This is a genomic window from Escherichia sp. KTE31 (genome assembly GCF_000407925.1).
In the GTDB taxonomy this organism is placed as follows: Bacteria; Pseudomonadota; Gammaproteobacteria; order Enterobacterales; family Enterobacteriaceae; genus Escherichia; species Escherichia ruysiae.
Map to the genome: position 1 here is coordinate 1,236,369 of NZ_KE136722.1, position 26,443 is coordinate 1,262,811.

Sequence of the window (26,443 nt, forward strand, 5' to 3'; positions counted from 1 at the left end):
TGAAAAAAGGATTGATAATGAAAATTGTCATTGCGCCAGACTCGTTTAAAGAGAGCTTAAGTGCAGAAAAATGTTGTCAGGCAATTAAAGCCGGGTTTTCGACCCTCTTTCCCGATGCGCAATATATCTGTTTGCCGATAGCGGATGGCGGCGAAGGTACGGTGGATGCGATGGTCGCCGCGACGGGCGGCAACATCGTGACGCTTGAAGTCTGTGGGCCGATGGGCGAAAAAGTGAATGCTTTTTATGGTCTTACCGGCGACGGGAAAACGGCGGTGATTGAGATGGCGGCGGCAAGTGGCCTGATGCTGGTCGCGCCCGAACAGCGTAATCCGTTGCTGGCGTCAAGTTATGGCACCGGCGAGCTGATTCGCCATGCGCTTGATAACGGCATTCGCCATATTATTCTCGGCATTGGTGGCAGCGCGACGGTGGACGGCGGTATGGGCATGGCGCAGGCGCTCGGTGTGCGTTTCATTGATGCCGACGGTCAGGCGCTGGCGGCAAACGGTGGCAATTTAGCTCGAGTGGCAAGCATTGAGATGGAGGAATGCGATCCGCGTCTGGCGAGCTGCCATATTGAAGTGGCGTGCGATGTCGATAACCCGCTGGTAGGGGCACGCGGCGCGGCGGCGGTGTTTGGTCCGCAAAAAGGGGCAACGCCGGAAATGGTCGAAGAGCTGGAGCAGGGGCTGCAAAATTTCGCCCGTGTTTTGCAGCAGCAAACGGAAATCAATGTCTGTCAGATGGCGGGCGGCGGCGCAGCGGGCGGTATGGGTATTGCGGCGGCGGTGTTCCTCAATGCGGATATTAAACCGGGTATTGAGATTGTACTGCGGGCGGTCAACCTGGAGCAGGCGGTGCAGGGAGCGGCACTGGTGATCACCGGGGAAGGGCGCATTGATTCACAAACGGCAGGCGGTAAAGCGCCGCTGGGCGTGGCGTCAGTGGCGAAGAAATTAAATGTCCCGGTGATTGGGATTGCTGGCGTATTGGGCGATGGCGTGGAAGTGGTGCACCAGTACGGTATCGACGCGGTATTCAGCATTCTGCCGCGTCTGGCACCTTTAGCCGAAGTGCTCGCCAGTGGTGAAGCCAATCTCTTCAACTGCGCGCGTAATATTGCCTGCGCCATTAAAATAGGTCAGGGAATTAAACTCTGATTCTTACCTTTAAAGCGGATGCGGTTTATATCGCATCTTTTTTTACCTGAATTTATCGCAAAAAAAGCCACGGTATAAACCGTGGCAAAATCCAACATAGCTAAAAATAATCAGGCGAGTGGTATGACTTAAATCTCTACGTCGCGGTTGCAATCTTTCGAGTAAATATAACTGAACGCTTCACCACGCCCTACGCCATAACCGGCCTGTAAAGAATATGCGCCCATAAAGATGTAATCGCCTTTTTTCACCGGTATCCAGTTATTATCAAGGTTATAAACGCCCTGACCGGAAAGAATATAAGCACCGTGCTCCTGAACGTGGGTTTCGATATAACCGTGGCTGGCACCTGGCGCAAAAGAGAGGATATGCATATTCATATCAAAGCCTAACTCTTTGGGCAGAAAATCCAGCAGGATCACATCGTCCATACCTTCATAGTGAATGCGTTCCAGTTCGCTGGCATTGCCAGAAACCAGCCACGGCGCATGACCTTCTACCGGAACATAGCGGCGCTTATACAAGAAGATTTGGCTGTCTTCGGTCTGGGCATTAACAAACGTCATTAAGGAGCCTGGTGGGCAATAAAGATAACCTCCTTCGCTTAAGGCAAATGTTTTTCCTTCGGCTTCGGCAGTGATATTTCCAGAAATGACATACAGGAACGTTTCAATTCCTTCACCGCCGAATCCCTGCTGATTACAGCCATTTTGATGCAGCGTCACCAGATAATCGACAAACGTAGCGCCCAGCTTTGGCGTGGACAGGATTGTCGCGTCACAATTCTCAAATCCCGGAATAATATTTTTTACCAGGCCGTCTGGCGTTAACAGCGCGAAATTACCGTGTTTCACAATCGCGCGGTTAGCCAGTAAATCATCGCGGTAACCGGTGACGTTATTTAAATATCCCATTTATAACTCCTTATTTCTGCCAGGCAAGTTGATAAAGCATGAGTGCCAACGTTTTGACCCCTTCGGCAAGGTCGTTAATATTGGTGCGTTCCGCCGGGTTATGGCTGATCCCGTTAATGCTGGGAATGAAAATCATGCAGGTCGGTATGCGAGGCGCGAAAATTTGCGCGTCGTGCCCGGCACCACTGTGCATCACCCGATAGTTCAGTTTTTCTGTTTCACACAGTTCCGTCAGGGTGGCGACCAGCTCTTTGTTCATCGGCACCGGTTCTTCGTCCATCCATAAATCGATATCAATACCAATGTCCATTTCATCGCAAATCGCCCGCATGTCGTTTTCTAACTGTTGGGTGAAATCGCGCAGCACGGCAGCGTCAGTATGGCGACAATCAATGGTGAACGTGGTTTTACCCGGCACTACGTTAACCGTATTTGGGCGCGGTTCCACTTTGCCAAAGGTCAGCACCAGCGGATCGCCCATCTTTTTCGCTTTTTCGATCGACTGATGGCAAATGCGGCTAAACGCATAAACCGTATCACGACGATAACCCATCGGCGTGGTGCCTGCATGGTTTGATTCGCCGTTCAGCGTCACCGTATAGCGGCGCTGTCCGACAATCGCATTCACTACGCCAATTGACTGCCCATTACTTTCCAGCACACAGCCCTGTTCGATATGCAGTTCGACAAAGGCTTTAATATCCTGACGCGGAGTTAGTGGGGCGTTCGGCAGAGTAAATCCGCAAGCCTTCATCGCATCGACAAAACTATTTCCTTTGGCATCACAGATATTCCGCACGTCGTCGGGATTCGCCAGACCAAAAATATTTTTACTGCCCCAGAAGACATACGGGAAGCGGCTGCCTTCTTCTTCCGCCATCGCCACCACCTCGACAGTACGTAGCGGCGCGCCGTATTGCGTTTTCAGCCAGTCAATTGCCAGCCACGCCGCCAGCGCGCCAAATTGCCCGTCGAGGTTACCGCCGTTGACCACGGTATCGATATGCGAACCGCTCAGAACCACTTCCTGTGGATATTCGCTGCCGCTCAGGCGACCGTATAAATTCCCCACTTCATCGAAACGTGTTTCCAGCCCACTTGCTGCCATTCTTTTTTTAAATTGCTGTTGGGTTTCCAGCCATTCCGGCGAATAAAGTAAACGGGTCATACCGCCGGTTGGGTCAGCGCCAAAAGAGGAAAGCCAGGGCAGCGTTTCTTCTATAGCTTGACGAAAATGTGTAATCATAGGAAAGTCCTGTCTCAATAATTATTGCGCAAAGGGATTTTTCGTTTCGTATGACGTGTTATAAAGCGCGTCGGAAATTAAATACTGGTAAATATCATCAACAATTTCGATGCCTTCGACGGCGGCTTTGCGTTGTTTAATATCCTGATCCTGTCCGGGATAATAAACCTGGTTAAAACCGGGCGCGGGGGTAATGGCATTTAATTCGCGCATGGTCTGGCTAAGATGTTGACGGAATAATTCGCTGGAGGAGAAAAAGTTCGGATTAATAACTATATGTAATTGCCCCAAATTACGCCCGGCGTGTAAATCGTCATACATCGAACTAACCTGGCGCCCGAACGGTAAGCCGAGTAACACGCCTGAGAGGACGTCAATCATCATCATCAGGCCATACCCTTTCGGTCCGGCTGCGGGAAGCAGAGCATGTACCGCGAACGGATCGGTTGTTGGTGCACCGTTTTTATCGACCGCCCAGGTATCCGGGATAGACATATTACGCGAGCGGGCGTCGAGCACTTTTCCCCATGCCTGTACGGTAGTCGCCATATCAAAGGTAAGGATCTCGTTGCCTTCTCCCGGCGCGGCAAAGGCCAGTGGGTTAGTACCGTAGTAAATTTCCGCGCCGCCAAACGGCACCACCATTGGATCGGACTGGCACAGCGAAATGCCAATCAATCCGGCGCGGGCTGCCTGCTGCACAAAATAAGAGATTGCGCCGCTGTGACCCATCCGGCTGATGCCGACCACCGCAACGCCATTTTGTTGGGCGGTTTTGATGGCATGTTCCATACCCATTTTTGCGGCGACCTGCCCGGCGGCATTGTCGGCATGTAAAATTGCCGAGCACGGCCCGGTTTCTTCGAGACGGAACTCCGGTTCGCGGTTGGTGCCGCCTTTTGAAATGCGTTCTGCGTAGTATTCCACGCGTACCGCGCCATGAGAGTGGATCCCTCTGGCATCGGCGTAAACCAATACTTCAGCCACGGTTGCAGCGTGCTCACGTTTTAACCCAGCCTGGCACAGTTTATTCTCGATTAGCTGGTGGAGTGTTTCCCGACTGATTTTCATCTGTCTTCCTTTTTAACGATGGTGTGAAGCATGACTGCAATTAACATACAGGGAAAATATCTCGATTATGTGATCCAGACAGGCAAAAAAATATAGTTAGAATTTATTTGATAATCGTCCTTCTTTTAACCTGATTTTTAAAACAACCACGCTTATTAAAAAATAACGCGTAATAGTCTGGCGGTTATTTAAATTCTTTTTCTAATAATCTCTGTGTGATATTCATCACCTTATTTGTCACCGTCCATCGATACCGTAATCGCCACATTAACACTGCTCGTGCAATTGCCATGGGTGCAATTTTTAAGGAGTTGTTATGATCCACGCCTTTATTAAAAAAGGGTGTTTTCAGGATTCGGTCAGTTTAATGATTATTTCACGAAAACTCAGCGAATCAGAAAATGTTGATGATGTTTCCGTAATGATGGGTACGCCTGCCAATAAAGCGTTATTAGATACCACAGGTTTCTGGCATGACGATTTTAATAACGCCACGCCGAACGATATTTGCGTGGCAATTCGTAGCGAAGCGGCGGATGCGGGGATCGCGCAGGCGATTATGCAGCAGCTTGAAGAGGCGCTAAAACAGCTGGCACAGGGAACAGGCAGCAGCCAGGCGTTGACGCAGGTGCGTCGCTGGGACAGTGCCTGTCAGAAATTACCCGATGCCAATCTGGCGCTGATTTCAGTGGCTGGCGAGTACGCGGCAGAGCTGGCGAATCAGGCGCTGGATCGCAACCTCAACGTGATGATGTTCTCCGATAACGTCACGCTGGAAGATGAAATCCAACTCAAAACCCGCGCGCGGGAAAAAGGCTTGCTGGTGATGGGGCCGGACTGCGGTACGTCGATGATTGCTGACACGCCGCTGGCTTTCGCTAACGTGATGCCGGAAGGCAACATTGGTGTCATTGGCGCTTCTGGTACAGGGATTCAGGAACTGTGTTCGCAGATTGCACTGGCAGGTGAGGGTATTACTCACGCGATTGGTCTTGGCGGGCGCGATCTCAGCCGTGAAGTGGGCGGCATCAGTGCACTGACGGCGCTGGAAATGCTCAGTGCAGACGAGAAAAGCGAGGTGCTGGCATTTGTTTCAAAACCACCTGCCGACGCTGTGCGTCTGAAAATTGTTAATGCCATGAAAGCAACCGGCAAACCGACGGTGGCGCTGTTTTTAGGTTATACCCCGGCGGTGACTCGTGACGAAAATATCTGGTTTGCCTCCTCGCTGGATGAGGCCGCGCGTCTGGCTTGCCTGCTTTCACGCGTTACGGCGCGACGTAATGCAATAGCGCCTGCCAGCAGCGGATTTATTTGCGGTTTGTATACCGGCGGTACGCTGGCAGCCGAAGCGGCGGGATTACTTGCCGGGCACCTTGGCGTGGCAGCCGACGATACCCATCAACATGGCATGATGCTGGACGCCGATGGCCACCAGATTATTGACCTCGGCGATGATTTCTACACCGTCGGGCGTCCCCATCCGATGATCGACCCAACCTTACGCAACCACTTAATTGCCGATCTCGGCGCTAAACCGCAAGTGCGCGTATTGCTGCTTGATGTGGTGATTGGCTTCGGCGCGACCGCCGATCCTGCTGCCTCGCTGGTAAGCGCCTGGCAAAAAGCCTGTGCCGCGCGTTCAGACAATCAACCACTGTATGCCATTGCTACGGTGACAGGCACCGAACGTGACCCGCAATGCCGATCGCAACAAATCGCCACGCTGGAAGATGCGGGGATTGCGGTAGTGAGTTCGCTGCCGGAAGCCACCTTGCTGGCGGCGGCACTGATTCATCCGCTTTCGCCTGCCACACAGCAACACACACCGTCATTACTGGAAAACGTCGCGGTGATTAATGCCGGATTACGCAGTTTTGCGCTGGAACTACAAGGCGCCAGCAAACCGGTCGTGCATTACCAATGGGCGCCAGTCGCTGGCGGCAATAAAAAACTGGCTCGTTTATTAGAACGTTTGCAATAAGGGGTTCCCATGTTTACATCAGTGGCGCAAGCCAATGCTGCGGTTATCGAACAAATTCGTCGCGCTCGTCCACACTGGCTGGATGTGCAACCGGCTTCTTCACTTATCAGCGAACTAAACCAGGGCAAAACACTGCTTCACGCCGGGCCGCCAATGCGCTGGCAGGAGATGACTGGCCCCATGAAAGGGGCGTGTGTAGGGGCATGTCTGTTTGAAGGCTGGGCGAAAGATGAAGCGCAGGCGCTGGCAATGCTTGAACAAGGGGAAGTGAACTTTATTCCTTGTCACCATGTGAATGCCGTCGGGCCAATGGGCGGCATTACTTCTGCCAGTATGCCGATGCTGGTGGTCGAGAACGTGACCGACGGCAACCGGGCGTACTGCAACCTGAATGAAGGCATCGGGAAAGTGATGCGTTTTGGCGCTTACGGCGAAGATGTCCTGACCCGTCACCGCTGGATGCGCGATGTGTTAATGCCGGTATTAAGCGCCGCGCTGGAGCGCATGGAGCGCGGTATCGATCTCACCGCGATGATGGCGCAGGGCATTACGATGGGCGATGAGTTCCATCAACGCAATATTGCTTCCTCAGCATTGTTAATGCGTGCGCTGGCCCCACAAATAGCCCGACTCGATCATGATAAACAGCACATCGCCGAAGTGATGGATTTCCTCAGCGTGACCGATCAGTTCTTCCTCAACCTCGCGATGGCTTACTGCAAGGCGGCGATGGATGCTGGCGCGATGATCCGCGCAGGCAGCATCGTTACGGCTATGACCCGCAACGGCAATATGTTCGGGATTCGGGTGAGTGGGTTGGGCGATCGCTGGTTTACTGCGCCGGTAAACACTCCACAAGGTCTGTTTTTCACCGGCTTCTCGCAGGAGCAGGCGAACCCGGATATGGGCGATAGCGCGATTACCGAAACCTTTGGTATCGGTGGTGCGGCAATGATCGCCGCCCCTGGCGTAACGCGCTTTGTCGGTGCGGGTGGTATGGAGGCTGCCAGGACAGTTTCTGAAGAGATGGCGGAAATCTTCCTTGAGCGCAATATGCAGTTGCAGATCCCCGGCTGGGATTTTCAGGGCGCGTGCCTGGGGCTGGATATTCGGCGCGTGGTAGAAACGGGTATTACGCCGCTTATCAATACCGGTATCGCCCATAAAGAAGCGGGGATCGGGCAGATTGGTGCAGGCACCGTGCGGGCACCGCTGGCGTGTTTTGAACAGGCGCTGGAAGCACTGGCTGAAAGCATGGGGATTGGTTGAGGAGCGCGCAATGACGATCATCCATCCTCTGCTTGCCAGCCGTAGCGCACCGAATTATCGCCAGTCATGGCGGTTAGCGGGAGTGTGGCGACGGGCGATTAACCTGATGACGGAAAGCGGCGAACTGTTAACGCTGCATCGTCAGGGTAGTGGTTTCGGCCCCGGAGGATGGGTGCTTCGCCGCGCGCAATTCGATGCGTTATGCGGTGGATTATGCGGCAATGAACGACCACAGGTTGTGGCTCAAGGGATTCGCCTCGGGCGTTTCACGGTTAAACAGCCACAGCGTTATTGTTTGCTGCGTATTACGCCGCCTGCACATCCTCAACCGCTTGCCGCTGCATGGATGCAACGCGCGGAGGAAACCGGGCTTTTTGGACCACTAGCGATGGCGGTAAGCGATCCGCTGCCCGCTGAATTACGCCAGTTTCGCCACTGTTTTCAGGCCGCGCTCAATGGCGTGAAGACCGACTGGCGGCACTGGCTGGGTAAAGGCCCCGGATTAACGCCAAGTCATGATGACACGCTGAGCGGAATGCTGCTGGCGGCCTGGTATTATGGCGCTTTAGATACGCGCTCCGGTCGCCAGTTTTTTGCCTGTTCCGACAATCTTCAACTCGTTACCACGGCGGTGAGCGTCAGTTATTTACGTTATGCCGCGCAAGGATATTTCGCCTCGCCACTCCTGCACTTTGTTCATGCTCTGAGTTGCCCGAAACGTACCGCTGTTGCGATTGATTCGCTGCTGGCGCTGGGGCATACGTCAGGGGCAGATACGTTGCTGGGATTCTGGCTGGGTCAACAATTATTACAAGGAACACCATGAAAACTCTGGTTGTAGCTCTTGGGGGCAATGCCTTGCTTCAGCGCGGTGAGGCGCTGACGGCAGAAAATCAATATCGCAATATCGCCAGTGCTGTACCTGCGCTGGCGCGCCTGGCGCGTTCTTATCGGCTGGCGATTGTTCACGGCAACGGGCCGCAGGTGGGGCTGCTGGCGTTACAGAATCTGGCGTGGAAAGAGGTAGAACCGTATCCGCTGGATGTGCTGGTGGCGGAAAGCCAGGGGATGATTGGCTATATGCTGGCGCAGAGTTTGAGCGCACAGCCGCAGATGCCGCCTGTCACGACGGTGCTGACGCGCATTGAGGTTTCGCCGGATGATCCGGCGTTTTTGCAGCCAGAGAAGTTTATTGGTCCGGTTTATCAGCCAGAAGAACAAGAGGCACTGGAAGCGGCTTACGGCTGGCAGATGAAACGCGATGGCAAATATGTGCGCCGGGTGGTGGCATCTCCGCAACCGCGTAAAATTCTCGACAGCGAAGCCATCGAACTTTTGCTCAAAGAGGGGCATGTAGTGATTTGCAGCGGTGGCGGCGGTGTTCCGGTAACGGATGACGGGGCAGGGAGTGAAGCGGTAATTGATAAAGATCTCGCCGCTGCGTTGCTCGCCGAGCAGATTAATGCCGATGGACTGGTGATCCTCACCGATGCTGATGCGGTATATGAAAACTGGGGAACGCCGCAGCAACGTGCCATTCGCCATGCTACACCGGATGAGTTAGCTCCATTTGCCAAAGCCGATGGTTCGATGGGGCCGAAGGTAACGGCGGTGAGTGGTTATGTCAGAAGCCGTGGCAAACCCGCGTGGATTGGGGCGTTATCGCGAATTGAAGAGACGCTGGCGGGCGAGGCGGGGACCTGTATTTCGCTGTAGTCGTAGGCAGTAGACATTTGTGCCTGATTCGATGCTGATTATCCGACCTGGAAATATCATCACTTCCGCAGGTCGGATAAGGCGTTCACGCCGCATCCGGCAAGAAAATGAGCACCAGTTAACTGAACTTACTCTGCGCCCAAATCACGCCGCTGGCATACTCCGGCGGCAGCAGCGGGATTAAGGCTTCCAGCGTCGCGGTCAGACGCGATGTGTCGCTGTCGGTCAAATTCAGATGCCCCACTTTACGCCCCGGACGGACTTCTTTGTCGTACCAGTGCAGGTGTACCAGCGGCAGTTTCAGCCAGTCATAATTCACATCGCTACCAATCAGGTTGATCATCACCGACGGACTATTCACTACCGGTTGCGGTAACGGCAAATTGGTAATCGCCCGCAGATGCAGCTCAAACTGGCTGATGCTGGCGCCGTTTTGCGTCCAGTGACCGCTGTTATGCACACGCGGTGCCAGTTCGTTGATCAACAGACCTTGCGGGGTGACAAAACACTCCATCGCCATCACGCCCACATAGCCCAGCTCCTGCATAATCGCCGACAGCATCTCTTCGGCTTGCGCTTGCTGCTGCGCATTGGCCTGCGGAAAAGCGACGCTGGTGCGCAAAATACCGTCCTGATGCAGGTTATGCGTCAGCGGATAAAACACGGTGCTGCCATCAAAGCCGCGCGCGCCAACCAGCGACACTTCACCAGAGAAGTTAATGCCCTGCTCGACAATACATTCGCCGTAGCATTCAGCCGGTAACTGTTCGGTTTCATCGGCGCGTAAACGCCATTGACCGCGACCGTCATAGCCACCAGTGCGACGCTTAACAATCGCCAGTTCACCTAAACGATCAAACACCGCAGGCCACTCGCTGCGATCGGCAAGTAACTGCCACGGCGCGGTCGGCAGGTGGAGCTTATCGAAAAGCTGCTTCTGAGTCAGACGGTCGGCAATAATCGGGAACACATCGCGGTTCACAAAGGCCGGATGGCGCGCCAGCTCGCGGGTTAATGCAGTTTCCGGCCAGCGTTCGATCTCAGCGGTAATCACGCTTTGTTGAAAAGGCACCGCCGCAGGTTCAGCGTCCAGCCCGACCGGCCAGACAGCAATGCCTAACGGTTCGCCTGCCTGACGCAGCATACGGCCTAACTGCCCGTTACCGAGGACGCAAACCTGTTTCATGCCGCACCTCGCGGGTCCGGGTTTTCCAGCACTTCGTCGGTTTGGGCTTTACGCCAGTCATTCAGACGCTGGTGTAGTTCTTTATCGTGAGTCGCAAGAATTTGTGCTGCCAGTAACGCCGCGTTTGCCGCGCCCGCTTTACCAATCGCCAGCGTACCCACCGGAATGCCGCGCGGCATTTGTACGATGGAGTAGAGGCTATCGACACCGCTCAGTGCGGCGCTCTGTACTGGCACGCCCAGCACCGGCACCAGCGTTTTGGCGGCAATCATGCCTGGCAGGTGCGCTGCGCCGCCTGCGCCCGCAATAATCACCTGATAACCGTTCTCTTCGGCGCTTTCGGCGAAGCTGAACAGTTTGTCGGGGGTGCGGTGAGCAGAAACCACTTCAACGTGGTGCGGGACATTCAGGATTTCGAAGATTTCGGCGGCGAACTGCATGGTAGCCCAGTCGCTTTTGGACCCCATCACGATGGCGACACGCGCCGGATTATTGCGGGAAGACATGCGTCTAAAAACTCCTGTGGTGCACAACTCTCGGCTTTAGAGGGCACAGAGAATAGCACGGAAAGAGAGCAAGGAAAACGGTTGCGTGGCTGTGGAATCAGCAAACTTGTGCGTTATTAAAACGGGAAATGGATTAGCTCAACGTCATCCGCCGTGACTTTCACCATCGAACCTTCGGTATGCCAGGCACCCAGCACGACGCGGAAAGCAGGTTGCTGATTGGCGATGAATTCATGCACCGCCGGGCGATGCGTATGCCCGTGGATCAGCCATTGCACCTGATGCTTTTCCATTGCACTGACCACCGCGTTTTGGTTAACGTCCATGATCGCCAGCGATTTACTGCTGTTGGCTTCTTTGCTGTTCGCTCGCATTCGCGCGGCAATGCGTTTGCGCACAAACAACGGCAGGGCGAGGAACAGTGTTTGCAGCCAGGGTTTGTGGACTTTGGCGCGAAAAGCCTGATAACCCGCATCATCGGTGCACAGCGTGTCGCCATGCATAATCAGCACCCGACGACCATAAAGTTCGAGCACCTTTTCTTCCGGCAATAACGTCATGCCGCTTTCACGGGCAAAGCGTTTGCCGAGCAGAAAATCACGGTTGCCATGAATGAAATAACAGGGAACGCCGGAATCGGATACCGCTTTGATTGCTGCCGCCATCTGGCGATGGAGTGGGTTGGGATCGTCGTCGCCAATCCATGCTTCAAACAGATCGCCAAGAATATACAGCGCGTCGGCATTGCGGGCTTCCCCCGCTAAAAAACGCAGAAAACCGGCGGTGATCGCCGGTTCTTCCACGCAGAGATGAAGATCTGCAATAAAGAGTGTCGCCACGATTACTCGCTAACGGTCACGCTTTCAATGATAACGTCTTCTTTTGGCACGTCCTGGTGCATACCGCTACGACCGGTTGCAACACCTTTGATTTTGTCTACCACGTCCATGCCTTCAACCACTTCAGCAAACACGCAGTAGCCCCAACCTTGCAGGCTTTCGCCAGAGAAGTTCAGGAAGTCGTTATCAACCACGTTGATGAAGAACTGTGCAGTTGCAGAGTGCGGAGCCTGAGTACGGGCCATTGCCAGCGTACCACGGGTATTTTTCAGACCGTTGTTGGCTTCGTTTTTGATCGGTTCTTTGGTGGCTTTTTGTTTCATGCCCGGTTCAAAACCGCCGCCCTGAATCATAAAACCGTTGATAACACGGTGGAAAATGGTGTTGTTGTAAAAACCTTCGCGGCAGTAGTCCAGGAAGTTTTTCACTGTTTCAGGTGCTTTATCGTCAAAAGTTTTGATGACAATATCGCCGTGATTGGTGTGGAAAGTAACCATTTTTGCATCCTGTTCCGTTTGATTGGTGCTTCAACCCGGTTCGGGTCATATATAGGGTGGTGTTATAGCATAACCGCACGATCGGATCATCTCGCAATGTATGCTGAATCGCGCGGGAAATATGGGTATTATACGCAACTCAATTACCCACACATGTCTAAACGGAATCTTCGATGCTAAAAATCTTCAATACTCTGACACGCCAAAAAGAGGAATTTAAGCCTATTCACGCCGGGGAAGTCGGCATGTACGTGTGTGGAATCACCGTTTACGACCTCTGTCATATCGGTCACGGGCGTACCTTTGTTGCCTTTGACGTGGTTGCACGCTACCTGCGTTTCCTCGGCTACAAGCTGAAGTATGTGCGCAACATTACCGATATCGACGATAAAATCATCAAGCGCGCCAATGAAAATGGCGAAAGCTTTGTGGCGCTGGTGGATCGCATGATCGCCGAAATGCACAAAGATTTTGATGCTTTGAACATTCTGCGCCCGGATATGGAGCCGCGCGCGACGCACCATATCGCAGAAATTATTGAACTCACTGAACAACTGATCGCCAAAGGTCACGCTTATGTGGCGGACAACGGCGACGTGATGTTCGACGTACCGACCGATCCGACTTATGGCGTGCTGTCGCGTCAGGATCTCGACCAGTTGCAGGCAGGGGCGCGCGTTGACGTGGTCGACGACAAACGCAACCCGATGGACTTCGTTCTGTGGAAGATGTCGAAAGAGGGCGAACCGAGCTGGCCGTCTCCGTGGGGCGCGGGTCGTCCAGGCTGGCACATTGAGTGTTCAGCAATGAACTGCAAACAGTTGGGTAACCACTTTGATATCCACGGCGGCGGTTCTGACTTGATGTTCCCGCACCACGAGAACGAAATTGCCCAGTCCACCTGTGCGCATGATGGTCAGTATGTAAACTACTGGATGCACTCCGGCATGGTGATGGTTGACCGCGAGAAGATGTCGAAATCGCTGGGTAACTTCTTTACCGTGCGCGATGTGCTGAAATACTACGACGCCGAAACCGTGCGTTACTTCTTAATGTCCGGTCACTATCGTAGCCAGTTGAACTACAGCGAAGAGAACCTGAAGCAGGCGCGTTCGGCGCTGGAGCGTCTCTACACTGCCTTGCGTGGCACAGACAAAACTGTTGCACCTGCCGGTGGCGAAGCGTTTGAAGCGCGCTTTATTGAGGCGATGGACGACGATTTCAACACCCCGGAAGCCTATTCCGTGCTGTTTGATATGGCGCGTGAAGTGAACCGTCTGAAAGCAGAAGATATGGCAGCGGCGAACGCAATGGCGTCTCACCTGCGTAAACTCTCTGCCGTGCTGGGTCTGCTGGAGCAAGAACCGGAAGCGTTCCTGCAAAGCGGCGCGCAGGCAGACGACAGCGAAGTGGCTGAGATTGAAGCGTTAATTCAACAGCGTCTGGATGCCCGTAAAGCGAAAGACTGGGCGGCGGCAGATGCGGCGCGTGACCGTCTTAACGAGATGGGGATCGTGCTGGAAGATGGTCCGCAAGGAACCACCTGGCGTCGTAAGTAATTACTCTATTGCCGGATGCGAGTTCTCGCATCCGGTTATCGCCTGCGCCACCACAGCATTCCCATCAGCACCATTCCCGGCAACCACACCCACATCAATTCAGAAATAATCACCTGATGCCCGTACGGCGTGGTGTAACGAGACAATGCAAACGGCGCGACTTTAATCACCTGCCAGGGAGCGAAAAAGCGTTCATCTGACCACGGCCACAGCCAACCAACCCCTTTACCGCCAGTGGTTACCGAATCCAGCAAGCTGTGCGATAGCAACGAGACGGTTAAAAATAGCCAGCAGCGCATCATCCCAGCCCTGAACCATCGACGCCCAATAAGTACGCATAGCAACGGGACAACAAACGCAAATACCAGCGAATGGGTAAATCCGCGATGACCAAAAACATTGCCGTAAGCAACGCCAAATTTAAACGACAATACGTCGGCATCTGGCAGCATCGCCAGGACGATTCCGGCAAATAACAGACGCGGTGGGATGATTTTCGACCCCAACCCTAAACCAATACAAAGGGGAACGGCGGCGTGAGTAATAACGGTTGGCATGATGATCGCTTCGGCAAAATATCGACGCTATCAGCATGGATGAAAGCGACGAAGAGGGCAAAGGTCTGAAAAGAGAATCGGCCTGCATACGGGCAGGCCGAAGTGGGATCAGGCAACAACCTGTACGCTGTGACCTGCAAAACTCACTGTCTGACCGGCGACGATTTTGCAGCGTTTGCGCGTTTCAACCGCACCGTCGACTTTCACCTGGCCTTCGGCTATCGCGATTTTCGCCTGCGCGCCGCTTTCGCTCCAGCCTTCCAGTTTCAGCAAGTCGCACAGCTCAACGTGCGGATGTTTACCTAAAGAAAATGTCGCCATGTTACTCACCCTGTGGATCATGATATTCAACGCACGCCTGGAGCGTGTTTTCTATCAGCGTGGCAACCGTCATCGGGCCAACGCCGCCGGGAACGGGCGTAATGTAAGAAGCGCGCTTAGCCGCTTCTTCAAACACTACGTCGCCCACAACTTTGCCATTTTCCAGACGGTTGATGCCGACATCAATCACAATTGCGCCTTCTTTGATCCAGTCACCTGGAATAAAGCCCGGCTTGCCGACGGCAACGATCAACAGATCGGCATTTTCTACGTGATGACGCAGATTTTTGGTGAAGCGGTGAGTCACGGTGGTGGTGCAACCTGCCAGCAGCAGTTCCATGCTCATCGGGCGACCGACGATATTTGATGCGCCAATCACCACAGCATTAAGACCAAAGGTATCAATGTTGTAACGCTCAAGCAGCGTGACGATACCGCGCGGAGTGCAAGGACGCAGACGCGGCGCGCGCTGGCACAGACGACCGACGTTATAAGGATGGAAACCGTCTACGTCTTTGTCCGGGTGAATACGTTCCAGCACTTTGATGTAGTCAATTCCCGCCGGAAGCGGCAACTGCACCAGAATGCCGTCAATGGTGTTGTCGGCGTTCAGTGCATCGATAAGCTCAAGCAGTTCTGCTTCAGTGGTGGTTTCCGGGAGGTCATAGGAGCGGGAGACGAACCCGACTTCTTCACAAGCCTTGCGTTTGCTTGCGACATAAATTTGCGATGCAGGGTTGCTACCCACCAGCACAACGGCCAGTCCTGGCGCTCGCAGTCCGGCCGCAACGCGCGCCTGAACTTTTTGAGCAACTTCAGAGCGCACCTGCTGCGCAATCGTTTTACCGTCAATAATCTTTGCTGCCATCAGAGAGAGGATTCCATCTGTTACGTAGGTCGAAGGGGATGCGTCTATTTTGTCAGAAGCGTGGCGCGCTGTCAGTTTTCGTTTTCTGAAAAGTAAAACCTTCTGTACCTGGCGATAATGATAACCGTCGTTGGTTTGCTGCCGTAGTGAGGTAAATCAGATGCGGTCGTACACTTGTTCAGCAACCGGTTCAAAAGCCATTGACTCAGCAAGGGTTGACCGTATAATTCACGCGATTACACACACATTGTGGTATCAATGCGCCCTTAGCTCAGTTGGATAGAGCAACGACCTTCTAAGTCGTGGGCCGCAGGTTCGAATCCTGCAGGGCGCGCCATTAAAATTCAATTAGTTACGCCTTCTTTACCTCTTCCATAATTTCACAGTGGGACATCATCACCAAAAATGCCGTCTGTTTTCCTCGCGTGCTCCGTCAAATGATTAGGCGCAAGGTGAGTATATCTACGCACTATTTCTATGGATTCCCATCCGCCCATTTCCTGAAGCACTGATGAAGAACATCAATGAATGCACCAGAATGAATCCAGTGAGTTAAGTTCAAACTGTAGTACAATTCTCTTTGGTATTAACAGGAAAGAATATGCTATGAACCCTTATATTTATCTTGGTGGCGCAATACTTGCAGAGGTCATTGGTACAACCTTAATGAAGTATTCAGAGGGTTTTACACGGTTATGGCCCTCTGTTGGTACAATTATTTGTTACTGTGCATCATTCTGGTTATTAGCTCAGACGCTGGCTTATATTCCTACAGGGATTGCTTATGCTATCTGGTCAGGAGTCGGTATTGTCCTGATTAGTTTACTTTCCTGGGGATTTTTCGGCCAGCGGCTGGATCTTCCAGCCATTATAGGCATGATGTTGATTTGTGCCGGAGTGTTGGTAATTAACTTATTGTCACGAAGCGCACCACATTAAAAATAATTTCTTTTGAATCGAGTGAAATATGGCAGCCCGTATGGTTATACGGGCTTCTTTTTTGCTGGTAAATGTTTTTAGGCAATTGGAGCTGGTGGTTACCACATTTGCGTTTTAAACAGTAGCAATAAAGTTTTCGGTGAGAAATGCTGTCGGCATTTTGTGATAAAATGGTTTATAGCAATATAAAAATGAACTCTTAAGCCTGTTTATTTTTTTTTAAGTTTCATGCGCATAGTGGATCAAAATGAAAACCACCCGCTGAACGAGTGGTTTTGCTTTTATAACTTCAGTGAATATTTACGTTGAAATAATGCAAATGATAGTGGGCAAAAGCACAATCAGTTGATGGATTCACCGTAGGATGCAACAGCCTGAGCGGTGAGTCCCCCGCTCAATACCTGTCTGAGCCCATCATTTTTCAGCCAATAATAAGTATTATTTTCTTTATTAAAAGCGTAAACTCTACAAATACCTTCAAACTCATTATTTGTGTTCCATCCACTATTAGCTACATTGCCCCATTCCTGATAAAGCCCCGCGTTAACTTCTCGCTTGATAATATGCTGTGAATTATGATCATTATAATCGTAACTATCGATATCCTGCGCTTCAGGAAATTCTCCGTTCATCTTTTTAACCCACGGTAAAATATCTTTAACTGAATTGTAAGTTTCAATACTGTATTTGAAAAAACGCTTCACGATAAAAATATGAATACCGGCAGATTTATTCGTTGATTTATCAGTGGCGAAAATAACAAAAATCTTCCCAACACACTTTTCGTCAACGCCAGGAAACGTTACTGTGCCATCCTGACTCACCGCCAGAACATTATTGTCTGCATCAGTGCTACAGCTCCATTTTACTTTGTCATTATTAACCGGGTCATTATCAATGACCATCTTGAAGGTGGCACCTGGAAACAAGCTGTTAGGAAAACAGTAACCACTCACCATATCATTTTTAATATCATAGATATGGTTATCAACTAAAACACCTGTAATTTTACTCATCATTAACTCTCTTTGTTTATTAAATAAAAGGGTTTATTCCTGTATAAAGGAATATGTTGATGTTAATGCATTCAATGAATAATTGTTCTTATTTACAGGTTATATAGTGACATAAATATGACTATATAATGACTCTGAGTAGTGGCTATACCGGTTATTTGTATCACAGCTATCCTCTTATTAGCTATGCAGGTCGTAGTGGGGCAAAACCGAGACACATAAAATGCGTTGAAAACAGAGAACCTGCTAAACAATTAATACAGACAGGATGCTGATTAGGAATGTGAAAAGGAAAGGGAGCAAGCAAACTTGCTCCCTTAAACAATTAATACTCGAGGATGCCACGCGCGACAGGCAAATAGCGCAGGGAGAAATAGAGCATGTCTTTGCCGCAGGCGGAGCGTTTTGATAATAGCGAGGCGATCTCCGCATCCGGTTTTGGTTTAGCTTCAAACGTTTTACCTTTGCCCGCGACAAACAATTCATAAACAATGCCGCTGGCGGGCGAGGCAATCTGGCAATCTGCACTGGCTTGCAGATAACGTTCGCGCTGCCCGGCGGTGAGTTTATCCACGCCGCTGCCATCCTGTACCCAGACATTAACGCTGGTTGCTTTAACTTGTTCCAGCAGTTGGCGATAGCCATCGGGCGACATGTTTCCGGCGAAAAAACTACTGACATAAATCGGTTTTGCCGAAACATCACTAAGCAGTCGCTGAGTATTATTTATCCATTTCAGCAATGGCTGGCGGGCGGCTTCGCTGCGCCAGTTCAAATCGTCAATTTCCGCACTGATGTACCAGCCATCCGGCGTTACGCCCGGTGCGGCGCTCCATAATCTGGCTTGCTGGAGATCGGCCGCCAGCAGGCGATTAAGATAGCTTTCCAGCGCCGCAGATGACTGCTTCTGATGCATAAAAAATTCCGGATCGGCATTCAGGCCAACAATCAGCTTCAGGCCAGCGTGCTGCGCTGCCGCTGCACGTCTGAACAATAATGCACGCTCTTCTGGCTGGGTGAATGCATCGCCGTAACGGGTCCATTGCAAAACCAGAGTATCGAAGCCCTGCAAACGTAACTGGCTCATCAGCCCCTGCCACTGGGCGTCGGTGACCTGACTGTCACGATTTTGCGGTTGCCAGATGATACCTTTCATCGCAAAGGAAAAAGGGCTGACCAGCAGCAGTGTCAGCATTACGAAAATTAACTTACGCATTTACCAGTGCACTCCAATGGTGAGAAACGCGTTGTTGCGCTCCCCGCTACGTTGATTAATCGCCTTAAAGGTATGCTGATATTCGACGCCGAGACTGACTTTGTGCGGCCAGGCATCATAGTGCGTCTCGCCGGTCCAGATATTCCAGCGCACGCCGACACCGCCAAGCTGTGCGCCCTGAGTGCCTTTATCACGATAGCCGTTGTCCTGAATGTGAGCGTAAGGCTCAATGGTTTGTCCGTTCGCCACCTTCTGATGCCAGCTCACGCGATAATCTGCCGTCCACGCCTGAATATCCTGGCGGACATATTGCGCCGCATCGAGATACAGGTTTTGGGCAAACCAGCCTGAACCGTTCGGGTGCCACTCGTCGCTGTATTTGCCGCCGTTAAAGAACGAGGCACTGGCGCGCAGCATGGTATCGGAAGCGCCATTTTGCCCGTTCAGCGGCAACTGCTGTTCAACGGCGAGGAAAAAGATTTGGTCGCGCAGGGGCTTCCAGCGCAGGCCGGTGCCGGACATCGGATTTTTCACCGGCATTGCTACACCGTTTTCTCCGGTATCGGCAAACACACGGCTGTAAACCGAAAGCAGGTCGCCTTCCAGCAGCATATTGCGCCCGATGCGGTATTCTGCTTCCAGTTGCCCGTAGCTACGATAGCTTTTCCCTGGCGCAGCGCCGCCAACATTGTTGTTAGCGGTACTCATCGCCCCGGAACGCAAGCCGATGGAGGAATCGAAACTGAACGTCCAGCGGCGACCGACATCTTCATGCAGACGGCGGAAATTGAAACGTTGCTGATTTTGCTCTGGCGTCAGTGGGGTTATCAGCGCCTGGTTATCAATATCATCAATTACCCGCCGGGCGTACTGTTGTGTTGCAGGCATATCATTCAGACGCTGGTTCACGTAGGCCAGTTGTCGGATCAGTGCTGGATCGTCCGGCAATCCTTTATGCGCCTGTTCCAGCATTTCCCGCGATTGCGCGATATCACCGCTATCCCACAAGGCGTAACCGAGCGCCGCTTGGGTGTTGCTGTTATTGGGTTCCAGTTCCAGAGCGGCGCGCAAATCGCTCACCGCCGCAGAGACATCATGACGTTGGCGATAAATCGTCGCCCGCGCAACGTAAGCGTTAGCAGAAGGTGCAATGTTAATTGAGCGTGTGAGATCGTTCAGTGCGAGTTCCGGCTGACCAGGAATATAACGTTGTGCATGTAGCCACCAGTACAGCGCATTGTTTCCCAGCCCGCGTTGTTCTGCTTGTTGCAGCCAGCGATCGCGAGCCGCGCCATTTCCTGCCGCCTGAGCGGTATTGGCGGCAGCAAGTAGATCTTCATTGCTCATGTCGTGAAGGCTGATTTTCTGCCAGGCCGCCAGTGCGGTGTTGTAGTCTTCCACCTGGTATGCCTGATAAGCCACCGCGCGATGTTGCCACGCGTTCGGTTGTCGTTGTTCTGCCTGAAGCCAGGCATACAACGCCACACCGGGTAGCGTGTCCCGATAACACTTCGCCAGACGGTTCTAGGCCGCAGCATCGTAGGAAGGCGACATATCGCCCAGCAAGCGGACTATCACCGGGCAATTATCTGCAATCCCCGGTAACTGGCTTTGCCACTGACGCTGCTCCGCCAGCGGCAAGGGTTTCGATAAAATCGCCACTTTTGCCGGGGTCGCCAGGTAAGGATGCTTTTCCAACAGCGAAGCCAGTCGCGCCATTAAAGTATGACTGACGGTTGTATCTCCCTGGAAGGGGTAGCGTTGCAGCAACAAATCGGCAGCTTCGCGTGACTGTCCGTTCTGTATCAGTTGCCAGGTCAGTTGATCCAGACGGGTAAGATTTGCCGGTTCTTGCTGATACAGCAACCGCGCCAGACGCAGAGCTTCAGCCTTGTTACGAGTCGCCACGCTGACGGCATAACGCTCCTCAAGCATTTCATTGGCGGGAAGGGTAGCGAGCAGTTTTTGCGCTGCGTCGTACTGACCTTCTTTTAATAGCACCGGTAGCGTCGCGCCAACAACATACTGGCGGTTATCGGCAAACTGTACCGTGTGATTCGCCAACGCTTGCACCGGGTTGTCACTGTATTTTGATAACAGATAGAGCCAGCTTTTCTCTTGTGTGTCCGTGGTAAACAGCGGCTTATTTTCAGCGAGATAACGTTGGAGACGTGCTTTTTCGCCACGATAAGCCAGAGCGGTCGCGTAAGTAATATACGACTGTGGATCGGTGAAGATCCCCACTGATTGCAGCGCCAGGATCCGATCATCCAATTGCCCGGCAAGAAGCACATCAAACCACTGGCGGCGCTCTGCCGCGCTTAATGTATTCTGCTGGCGTGCTTCATTGTATAGCGTATCTGCCTGGGACCATTGTTTCAGGTAGATTGCCCGTTGCAGCAGATCGGTTCGCAACGTTTTTCCTTCCGGCGATGCAGCAAACGTCGCATCGTTAAGTTGCGCTCTGGCAACAGGTAATTGTGCCAGCCGCAGGGCATTCTGCCCGACTTCACTGCGACAACGCAGGGTCGGCGCAGCATCGCACGCTTTTTGCTGGGCAAGCAGCTCTTCAACTGTCGTAATGCTTTTCACTTCAACTGGAATAGCCGCCAGACTGCGCTCAAGGCGGGCATCGCCAGGATGACGTTTCAGTTGATCCTCAAGCAACAGCCGCGCGCGATCATCATGACCAAAATGGCGATAGGCTTCTGCCAGATATAACGTCAACGGAATATTATCCGGCACCTGCTGATGAATATATTCAAATTCGCGGATGGCGGTTTTTTCGTCGTTATTTTTCTGTGCCTTCAGCGCCTTATCGAGACGGGGATAAATAACAAAATGGCGATAGTCGCTCAGCCCCAGCTCTTCTGCGCTGGTGCCGATATTGTCTGCGAGTGCGCTGGTACTCAATAAAGACGTCAGCAGTAAACCAGACCATCCGATGACGCGATTAAGGTTATTTTCCTTCATTTTCGGACTCCAGCTCCGCAACCTGTTCTGTGGTTAAACCTGCTTTGAGTAATAATGATTGCATCGAAACTTGTAATTCGCGTTGAATTGTCAGGACGCGATTCAGCGTTTCCTGGCTAATAACGCCTTCGGTGACCAAAAATTTACCGAGCGGCAGTGAGCTGCGTTCATGGCGCAATAACAACACGTTAATTGCAGAACGATTAATATGGCCGAGCGTGGTCAGTATTTCGGCGAACAGGAACTGATGCGGTACATATTGCTGCCAGATGTCGCTGGCCTGCTGTTCAGTGAGCCATTGCTGCTGAACCGCATTGTGCAACATTGCTCGTGGGTCATAACCGCGACGACGCGCATACCAGTGACGTAAACCGGTGACGATTTGCCCGCGCAGAACAATGACGTAACGCACCTTGCGTCCGACCTTACGTGTCAGAGCCGCCAGTGAAACAGGATCGATACCATCTTCGCTGCCGACAATTAACTCATCATTTTCCAGACGCAGCGGCAGCACCGCATAATGTAGCGCCACGGAGGCTGGCATTTCGGCAATCAGCGAGGACGGGATCTGCCAGGCATCGATGGATTCCCACGCCACGCCGTTTTGCTCTGCCAGCGCCTGTGCCAGTTGCTCGGCGCTAATCAATCCCTGCATCAGCATCGAACCGCCGAGGCGTAGACCTTCGACGCGATTACGCAGTGCTGTATCGAGTTGTTCTTCAGTGATGACCTGATTTTCCAGCAGAATTTGACCTAACGGGCGCAACGAGCGGGTATCGCCAGTCACGCTGGGGAAATCATGTGTCGTTTTATCCCACGCGACGCGACGTGGATCGCCGTGTTGAAGTACCTGTTTTAACGCGCGCCAGTTGGCCATGAAGTTAATCAGGTTGCCCCAGAAAAGACGCAGGACAGATAGTAGCCCCTGCATCAGGCCGTAGTAGCCGGTGACAAAAATCACCCGTTGCACAATGCGGTTGATCATCAAGCCAAAGTTTAGCCACAGCAGGGTCATCAACCATGCGCTGCCGCTGAAAATAGAAAGGAAATGCCAGGCGTCGGAGCACAAACTTTCATACGCCATCAACAGCAGAAGCTGGAGCATCACCAGCATCGCGAGGAAGCTGACAAAGTTACTGATTGCCCCTTTGCGGTCGCGCCAGAGAAAGTAGTTCAGCGTCAGACTGGAGGTCCATTTGTGGGTTTTAAAGCCCTGGAAAACAATGCCGATGATCCAGCGAGACTTTTGTCGAACCGCAGTTGAAAATGTGTCGGGGAAATATTCGCGCACGCAGATCATGTTTGACGTCCGCGCGTGCTGTAAAAATTTACGCTGTTCGCGCTCTTTGGCTTCGTCCACCACCGGAAAACGGACAAAAATTTCCGTCATACCTTTCTCTTTCAGGCGGAAACCAATGTCGTAATCTTCAGTAAGACTCTGCACGTCGAAAGCAATGCCGTCACCGTCAGCTAACAGTGCGGTCACGGCGCGGCGGCTGAAACAGGTGCCGACGCCTGCGCTGGGCACCTGTCCGGCGAGGGCTTCACGCACCGGAACATCTTTGCCATGCAGTTCTGAAAACTCATCGATATAGGTCATGCTGGTGAAGTGCGTCCATTCGCGTTCGAACGGATACACCGGGATCTGAATCAGATCTTTACGCTCAACCAGATAGTTGAACAGACGCAATTCCATCGGTGAAATCACGTCTTCGGCATCATGCAGAATAAAACCAGCAAAAGCGAAATTGGCGCTACGCTCAAACTGGGTGATGGCGTCCAGCACGTTGTTCAGACAGTCAGCTTTACTGGTAGGGCCAGGACGCGCACAGACCACCTTGTGCACATTCGGAAAGCGAGCGCACACTTCGTCAACATCACGCTGAGTATCGGGGTCGTTGGGGTAAGTGCCGACAAAGATATGATAGTTTTCGTAGTCGAGCGTGGTTGCCGCCAGCTCGGCCATATTGCCGATGACGCCAGTTTCATTCCACGCCGGAACCATAATCGCTAAGGGTTTTTCATCCGGCTTATACAGTTCGCGGTAACTCATTCGCGGGTAGCGGCGATAAACACTCAACTTGCGCTTAATGCGGCGTACCCAGTAGACGACATCAATAAAAAAATCGTCCAGCCCGCTGATGAACATTATGACCGCTAACGTTATCGCGATTACTTTTAAGCCGTAGAGCCAGGTAGCAAAAACATCAAGAAGCCAGTCCACACAAAAACCTTACATTAATTCTGGTTATGTTTAGGGTGGCGTATATTAAGGTTTTTTATGGATTGTGACAGCTTTTTACCATTAATAGGTAGGATTATTGCGGCACGTTATTTTTACACTGGTTATAAAAGTTGCCGATTGCTGAATGATTAAGCGGGTAATGTGATAATAAACCTTGTCCCCCGCGCATCTGACGTTACCGCAACCGTGCCTTTATGCGCGACAACAATTGATTTCACTATCGCCAGACCAATGCCGCTACCTTCGCCTTTTCTCTGGCGGGAAGGGTCAACGCGGTAGAAACGGTCAAACAATCGCGGTAAGTGTTCGGGCGCAATGGGCGTACCGGGGTTTTCGACGGTAATTTGCACCAGGTGATCGACCGTCTGACAGCGCACTACAATTGTCTCTCCGGGCGGCGTATAACGCAGGGCGTTCGAAAGCAGGTTGCTTAACGCCCGACGCAACATCAGCGGATCGCCCGCAACCTGACACTCGTCGCCAACAAACCGCAGCTCCACGCCGCGATCTTCCGCTAACGCTTCGAAAAAATCGAATACCTTACTGACTTCATCCGCCAGGTTGAGCATTTTCTTTTCGGGAATTAACTGGTTGTTATCGGCCTGGGCGAGAAACAGCATATCGCTGACCATTTTCGCCATTCGCGTTAGCTCTTCGAGATTAGAGTAGAGCACATCTTCCAGCTCCTTCTGGCTGCGCGACTGGCTGAGGGCGATCTCCGTTTGCGTTACCAGATTCGTAATTGGTGTGCGAATTTCGTGGGCGATATCCGCTGAGAAATTGGACTGGCGGGTAAAGACATCCTCGATACGCTCGATCATATGGTTGAACGACAGTACCAGCTGTTCCAGCTCAATTGGCACGGTCTGCGGGTCGAGGCGTACGTCGAGATCTTTCGAGGTGATATTCTGGATTTGACGGCTGACGCTGCGGATCGGCGCGTGACCTTTATGTACCGCCAACAGCACGATGAAGACGATCAGGATGCTGATGATCGATGCGGTCATAATAAGTTTATTCATCAAATCATTAATGTAATGAAGATGAAAATCGATCGAAAGTGCGATGTAGAGCGTATAAATCGGTTTGCCGTCCACCAACGGGCCAACCGGCATGTTAATCATCCGCCAGTTGCTGTGTTCCATATGCCCGTGACCGTGGCCTGGCATCATAATCGTCGGGCCGGAAAGGAGATACACCTCGCCGCCCCGCGCGTCTTTATCGGGTATGGCGTCACGCGTAAACTCGCGGATATCGGGCGCGTCGGGGGAGTGATACACCGTTTTACCGTGGCTATCTGCCAGGGAAATCAACACGTTGGAATAACTACTGACAATGTCTTCCAGCGTCATTAAGCGTCGGGCTTGCGTCTCTTCAGGATGATTAAGAACGCGCTTGAGCGTGGTGCTAATCTCTTTTAAATCATTAATATCCTGCTCGGCAAAATGCACTTTTACTGAGTGGATCATGATCCATGCAAAGGCGAAAAACGCCGCGATGGTGGCCAGGCTGATAAAAAAGGTCAGGCGGGTTGCCAGCGAAAACGGGCGCTGAAATGGCTTACTGACCATCCGGCACCTCAAGCATATAGCCCACGCCACGCACAGTCTGGATTAGCTTCGGCTCAAAGTCGTTGTCGATTTTGCCGCGTAGCCGCTTCACTGCCACATCAATGGCGTTGGTGTCGCTGTCAAAATTCATGTCCCACACCTGTGAGGCGATAAGCGAGCGGGGCAGCACTTCGCCCTGATGGCGGAGAAAAAATTCTAGCAGAGTAAACTCTTTACTGGTCAGGGTGATACGCGTACCGCTGCGGGTGACTTTGCGGCTGACGAGATCGACCATCAAATCGGCAACCTGAAACTGACTTTCGATAATTACCGCCGCTCCGCGCCGCAGTAAGGTGCGCACCCGCGCCAGCAGTTCAGCAAAAGCGAACGGCTTCACCAGGTAGTCATCCGCTCCCAGCTCCAGCCCCTTGACGCGATGTTCAATCGTACCCAGCGCGCTGAGCAGCAGAATCGGCATCCCTTTGTTGGCAGAACGCAACATGCGCACGATATCCCAGCCGTTCACGTCCGGCAGCATAATATCGAGGATTATCAGGTCATAATCACCGGTCATCGCCAGATGGTAGCCATTCAGCCCGTTGTCGGCTAAATCGACCACAAAACCGGCTTCGGTTAACCCTTTGGTTAAGTATTCGCCAGTTTTCTTTTCATCTTCGACAATCAACAGTTTCATATTTCCTCCGCATGTTGCCCGGGCAATTCTAGAGGAGCGGGATCAGATGGCAATCGCTTATTAGCAAAATGACAATTTTGTCATTTTCCTGTCACCGGAAAATCAGAGCCTGGC

Annotated in this window: 22 protein-coding genes, 1 tRNA gene and 2 pseudogenes; 8 read left to right on the top strand and 17 right to left on the bottom strand. The window is 52.2% G+C overall.

Annotation, left to right across the window (positions count from 1 at the left end; all coding sequences use genetic code 11):
• Positions 1 to 17: 17 nt before the first annotated feature.
• The gene (gene glxK, locus WES_RS15185) at positions 18 to 1,163 is read left to right on the top strand and encodes a glycerate 3-kinase (protein ID WP_000706365.1); all 1,146 of its coding nucleotides are present in this window, start codon (positions 18 to 20) and stop codon (positions 1,161 to 1,163) included.
• 128 nt (positions 1,164 to 1,291) lie between these two features.
• Here glxK and allE read toward each other — a convergent pair whose 3' ends face one another.
• Genes allE through allD form a run of 3 tightly spaced genes read right to left on the bottom strand, consistent with a single transcriptional unit; the run spans position 1,292 to position 4,394 of the window.
• Entirely contained in the window at positions 1,292 to 2,077 is a 786-nt protein-coding gene (allE, locus tag WES_RS15180) for a (S)-ureidoglycine aminohydrolase (protein WP_016159151.1), read from the bottom strand.
• Positions 2,078 to 2,087: 10 nt separating this feature from the next.
• Positions 2,088 to 3,323: an allantoate deiminase gene (gene allC, locus WES_RS15175; RefSeq protein WP_016159150.1), complete on the bottom strand. Its 1,236-nt coding sequence runs from the start codon at positions 3,321 to 3,323 to the stop codon at positions 2,088 to 2,090.
• Between the two features lie 21 nt (positions 3,324 to 3,344).
• Positions 3,345 to 4,394 (bottom strand): ureidoglycolate dehydrogenase, encoded by a 1,050-nt coding sequence (allD, locus tag WES_RS15170; RefSeq protein WP_016159149.1) that lies wholly within the window; start codon positions 4,392 to 4,394, stop codon positions 3,345 to 3,347.
• 316 nt (positions 4,395 to 4,710) lie between these two features.
• Here allD and WES_RS15165 point away from each other — a divergent pair, with 316 nt between their 5' ends.
• The 4 genes from WES_RS15165 to WES_RS15150 are packed head-to-tail and all read left to right on the top strand — an operon-like array spanning position 4,711 to position 9,363.
• The gene (locus WES_RS15165; RefSeq protein WP_016159148.1) at positions 4,711 to 6,378 is read left to right on the top strand and encodes an acyl-CoA synthetase FdrA; all 1,668 of its coding nucleotides are present in this window, start codon (positions 4,711 to 4,713) and stop codon (positions 6,376 to 6,378) included.
• 9 nt (positions 6,379 to 6,387) lie between these two features.
• A complete protein-coding gene (locus WES_RS15160) occupies positions 6,388 to 7,647 on the top strand; it encodes a YlbE family protein (RefSeq protein ID WP_016159147.1) in 1,260 nt (419 codons plus the stop codon).
• Between the two features lie 10 nt (positions 7,648 to 7,657).
• Positions 7,658 to 8,473, top strand: a complete 816-nt coding sequence (locus tag WES_RS15155; RefSeq protein ID WP_016159146.1) for an oxamate carbamoyltransferase subunit AllH family protein — start codon at positions 7,658 to 7,660, stop codon at positions 8,471 to 8,473.
• On the top strand, positions 8,470 to 9,363 hold the full coding sequence (locus tag WES_RS15150) for a carbamate kinase (RefSeq protein ID WP_016159145.1): 894 nt from the start codon (positions 8,470 to 8,472) through the stop codon (positions 9,361 to 9,363). The genes WES_RS15155 and WES_RS15150 overlap by 4 nt, the downstream gene beginning before the upstream one ends.
• 118 nt (positions 9,364 to 9,481) lie before the next feature.
• Here WES_RS15150 and purK read toward each other — a convergent pair whose 3' ends face one another.
• The 4 genes from purK to ppiB all read right to left on the bottom strand — a co-directional run bounded on the left by purK (position 9,482) and on the right by ppiB (position 12,391).
• Positions 9,482 to 10,549: a 5-(carboxyamino)imidazole ribonucleotide synthase gene (purK, locus tag WES_RS15145; RefSeq protein ID WP_016159144.1), complete on the bottom strand. Its 1,068-nt coding sequence runs from the start codon at positions 10,547 to 10,549 to the stop codon at positions 9,482 to 9,484.
• Positions 10,546 to 11,055, bottom strand: coding sequence for a 5-(carboxyamino)imidazole ribonucleotide mutase (gene purE, locus WES_RS15140; RefSeq protein WP_001295318.1), 510 nt, complete (start codon positions 11,053 to 11,055; stop codon positions 10,546 to 10,548). Before purE ends, purK begins: the two co-directional genes overlap by 4 nt.
• A gap of 116 nt (positions 11,056 to 11,171) precedes the next feature.
• A complete protein-coding gene (lpxH, locus tag WES_RS15135) occupies positions 11,172 to 11,894 on the bottom strand; it encodes a UDP-2,3-diacylglucosamine diphosphatase (protein ID WP_016159143.1) in 723 nt (240 codons plus the stop codon).
• Positions 11,895 to 11,896: 2 nt separating this feature from the next.
• Positions 11,897 to 12,391: a peptidylprolyl isomerase B gene (gene ppiB / locus WES_RS15130; protein ID WP_000256002.1), complete on the bottom strand. Its 495-nt coding sequence runs from the start codon at positions 12,389 to 12,391 to the stop codon at positions 11,897 to 11,899.
• A gap of 173 nt (positions 12,392 to 12,564) precedes the next feature.
• On the opposite strand from ppiB, the gene cysS reads away from it, so the two are divergent.
• Positions 12,565 to 13,950, top strand: a complete 1,386-nt coding sequence (cysS, locus tag WES_RS15125; RefSeq protein ID WP_016159142.1) for a cysteine--tRNA ligase — start codon at positions 12,565 to 12,567, stop codon at positions 13,948 to 13,950.
• Between the two features lie 35 nt (positions 13,951 to 13,985).
• Here the strand turns inward: cysS and WES_RS15120 are convergent, their stop codons facing one another.
• From WES_RS15120 to folD, 3 genes are all read right to left on the bottom strand, one after another.
• Complete coding sequence (locus WES_RS15120) at positions 13,986 to 14,507, bottom strand: metal-dependent hydrolase (protein WP_016159141.1); 522 nt, start codon at positions 14,505 to 14,507, stop codon at positions 13,986 to 13,988.
• A gap of 108 nt (positions 14,508 to 14,615) precedes the next feature.
• Positions 14,616 to 14,828 carry a ribosome-associated protein YbcJ gene (gene ybcJ, locus WES_RS15115; protein WP_000190288.1) on the bottom strand — a complete coding sequence of 71 codons (213 nt, stop codon included), beginning with the start codon at positions 14,826 to 14,828 and terminating at the stop codon, positions 14,616 to 14,618.
• A gap of 1 nt (position 14,829) precedes the next feature.
• Positions 14,830 to 15,696, bottom strand: coding sequence for a bifunctional methylenetetrahydrofolate dehydrogenase/methenyltetrahydrofolate cyclohydrolase FolD (gene folD, locus WES_RS15110; RefSeq protein ID WP_000729175.1), 867 nt, complete (start codon positions 15,694 to 15,696; stop codon positions 14,830 to 14,832).
• A gap of 260 nt (positions 15,697 to 15,956) precedes the next feature.
• On the opposite strand from folD, the gene WES_RS15105 reads away from it, so the two are divergent.
• Positions 15,957 to 16,033: transfer RNA gene (locus tag WES_RS15105), tRNA-Arg, on the top strand.
• Positions 16,034 to 16,048: 15 nt separating this feature from the next.
• Here WES_RS15105 and WES_RS0121100 read toward each other — a convergent pair.
• Positions 16,049 to 16,208: pseudogene (locus WES_RS0121100) on the bottom strand (integrase); the annotation flags it as partial.
• Between the two features lie 94 nt (positions 16,209 to 16,302).
• Here WES_RS0121100 and emrE point away from each other — a divergent pair.
• Complete coding sequence (emrE, locus tag WES_RS15100; RefSeq protein WP_016159140.1) at positions 16,303 to 16,635, top strand: multidrug efflux SMR transporter EmrE; 333 nt, start codon at positions 16,303 to 16,305, stop codon at positions 16,633 to 16,635.
• Positions 16,636 to 16,976: 341 nt separating this feature from the next.
• Here the strand turns inward: emrE and WES_RS15095 are convergent, their stop codons facing one another.
• The 6 genes and pseudogenes from WES_RS15095 to cusR form a co-directional block, all read right to left on the bottom strand.
• Positions 16,977 to 17,654 (bottom strand): hypothetical protein, encoded by a 678-nt coding sequence (locus tag WES_RS15095; RefSeq protein ID WP_016159139.1) that lies wholly within the window; start codon positions 17,652 to 17,654, stop codon positions 16,977 to 16,979.
• A gap of 322 nt (positions 17,655 to 17,976) precedes the next feature.
• A complete protein-coding gene (locus WES_RS15090; RefSeq protein WP_016159138.1) occupies positions 17,977 to 18,867 on the bottom strand; it encodes a DUF4434 family protein in 891 nt (296 codons plus the stop codon).
• Positions 18,868 to 21,840 (bottom strand): annotated as a pseudogene (gene nfrA, locus WES_RS0121105) (bacteriophage adsorption protein NfrA).
• Positions 21,827 to 24,064 carry a cyclic di-3',5'-guanylate-activated glycosyltransferase NfrB gene (nrfB, locus tag WES_RS15085; protein WP_016159135.1) on the bottom strand — a complete coding sequence of 746 codons (2,238 nt, stop codon included), beginning with the start codon at positions 24,062 to 24,064 and terminating at the stop codon, positions 21,827 to 21,829. The pseudogene nfrA and the gene nrfB overlap by 14 nt, the downstream one beginning before the upstream one ends.
• Positions 24,065 to 24,213: 149 nt before the next feature.
• Positions 24,214 to 25,656, bottom strand: a complete 1,443-nt coding sequence (gene cusS / locus WES_RS15080; RefSeq protein WP_016159134.1) for a Cu(+)/Ag(+) sensor histidine kinase CusS — start codon at positions 25,654 to 25,656, stop codon at positions 24,214 to 24,216.
• On the bottom strand, positions 25,646 to 26,329 hold the full coding sequence (gene cusR, locus WES_RS15075; RefSeq protein ID WP_000770938.1) for a copper response regulator transcription factor CusR: 684 nt from the start codon (positions 26,327 to 26,329) through the stop codon (positions 25,646 to 25,648). Before cusR ends, cusS begins: the two co-directional genes overlap by 11 nt.
• Positions 26,330 to 26,443: the final 114 nt, after the last annotated feature.

Bases quoted from the DNA above. Each gene is read 5' to 3' on its own strand.
- folD (WP_000729175.1), bottom strand. From the start codon at position 15,696: ATGGCAGCAAAGATTATTGACGGTAAAACGATTGCGCAGCAGGTGCGC.
- cusR (WP_000770938.1), bottom strand. From the start codon at position 26,329: ATGAAACTGTTGATTGTCGAAGATGAAAAGAAAACTGGCGAATACTTA.
- WES_RS15160 (WP_016159147.1), top strand. From the start codon at position 6,388: ATGTTTACATCAGTGGCGCAAGCCAATGCTGCGGTTATCGAACAAATT.
- emrE (WP_016159140.1), top strand. From the start codon at position 16,303: ATGAACCCTTATATTTATCTTGGTGGCGCAATACTTGCAGAGGTCATT.
- WES_RS15155 (WP_016159146.1), top strand. From the start codon at position 7,658: ATGACGATCATCCATCCTCTGCTTGCCAGCCGTAGCGCACCGAATTAT.
- cysS (WP_016159142.1), top strand. From the start codon at position 12,565: ATGCTAAAAATCTTCAATACTCTGACACGCCAAAAAGAGGAATTTAAG.
- WES_RS15120 (WP_016159141.1), bottom strand. From the start codon at position 14,507: ATGCCAACCGTTATTACTCACGCCGCCGTTCCCCTTTGTATTGGTTTA.
- allC (WP_016159150.1), bottom strand. From the start codon at position 3,323: ATGATTACACATTTTCGTCAAGCTATAGAAGAAACGCTGCCCTGGCTT.
- ybcJ (WP_000190288.1), bottom strand. From the start codon at position 14,828: ATGGCGACATTTTCTTTAGGTAAACATCCGCACGTTGAGCTGTGCGAC.
- allE (WP_016159151.1), bottom strand. From the start codon at position 2,077: ATGGGATATTTAAATAACGTCACCGGTTACCGCGATGATTTACTGGCT.
- WES_RS15095 (WP_016159139.1), bottom strand. From the start codon at position 17,654: ATGATGAGTAAAATTACAGGTGTTTTAGTTGATAACCATATCTATGAT.
- cusS (WP_016159134.1), bottom strand. From the start codon at position 25,656: ATGGTCAGTAAGCCATTTCAGCGCCCGTTTTCGCTGGCAACCCGCCTG.
- purE (WP_001295318.1), bottom strand. From the start codon at position 11,055: ATGTCTTCCCGCAATAATCCGGCGCGTGTCGCCATCGTGATGGGGTCC.
- allD (WP_016159149.1), bottom strand. From the start codon at position 4,394: ATGAAAATCAGTCGGGAAACACTCCACCAGCTAATCGAGAATAAACTG.
- glxK (WP_000706365.1), top strand. From the start codon at position 18: ATGAAAATTGTCATTGCGCCAGACTCGTTTAAAGAGAGCTTAAGTGCA.
- ppiB (WP_000256002.1), bottom strand. From the start codon at position 12,391: ATGGTTACTTTCCACACCAATCACGGCGATATTGTCATCAAAACTTTT.
- WES_RS15165 (WP_016159148.1), top strand. From the start codon at position 4,711: ATGATCCACGCCTTTATTAAAAAAGGGTGTTTTCAGGATTCGGTCAGT.
- WES_RS15090 (WP_016159138.1), bottom strand. From the start codon at position 18,867: ATGCGTAAGTTAATTTTCGTAATGCTGACACTGCTGCTGGTCAGCCCT.
- purK (WP_016159144.1), bottom strand. From the start codon at position 10,549: ATGAAACAGGTTTGCGTCCTCGGTAACGGGCAGTTAGGCCGTATGCTG.
- WES_RS15150 (WP_016159145.1), top strand. From the start codon at position 8,470: ATGAAAACTCTGGTTGTAGCTCTTGGGGGCAATGCCTTGCTTCAGCGC.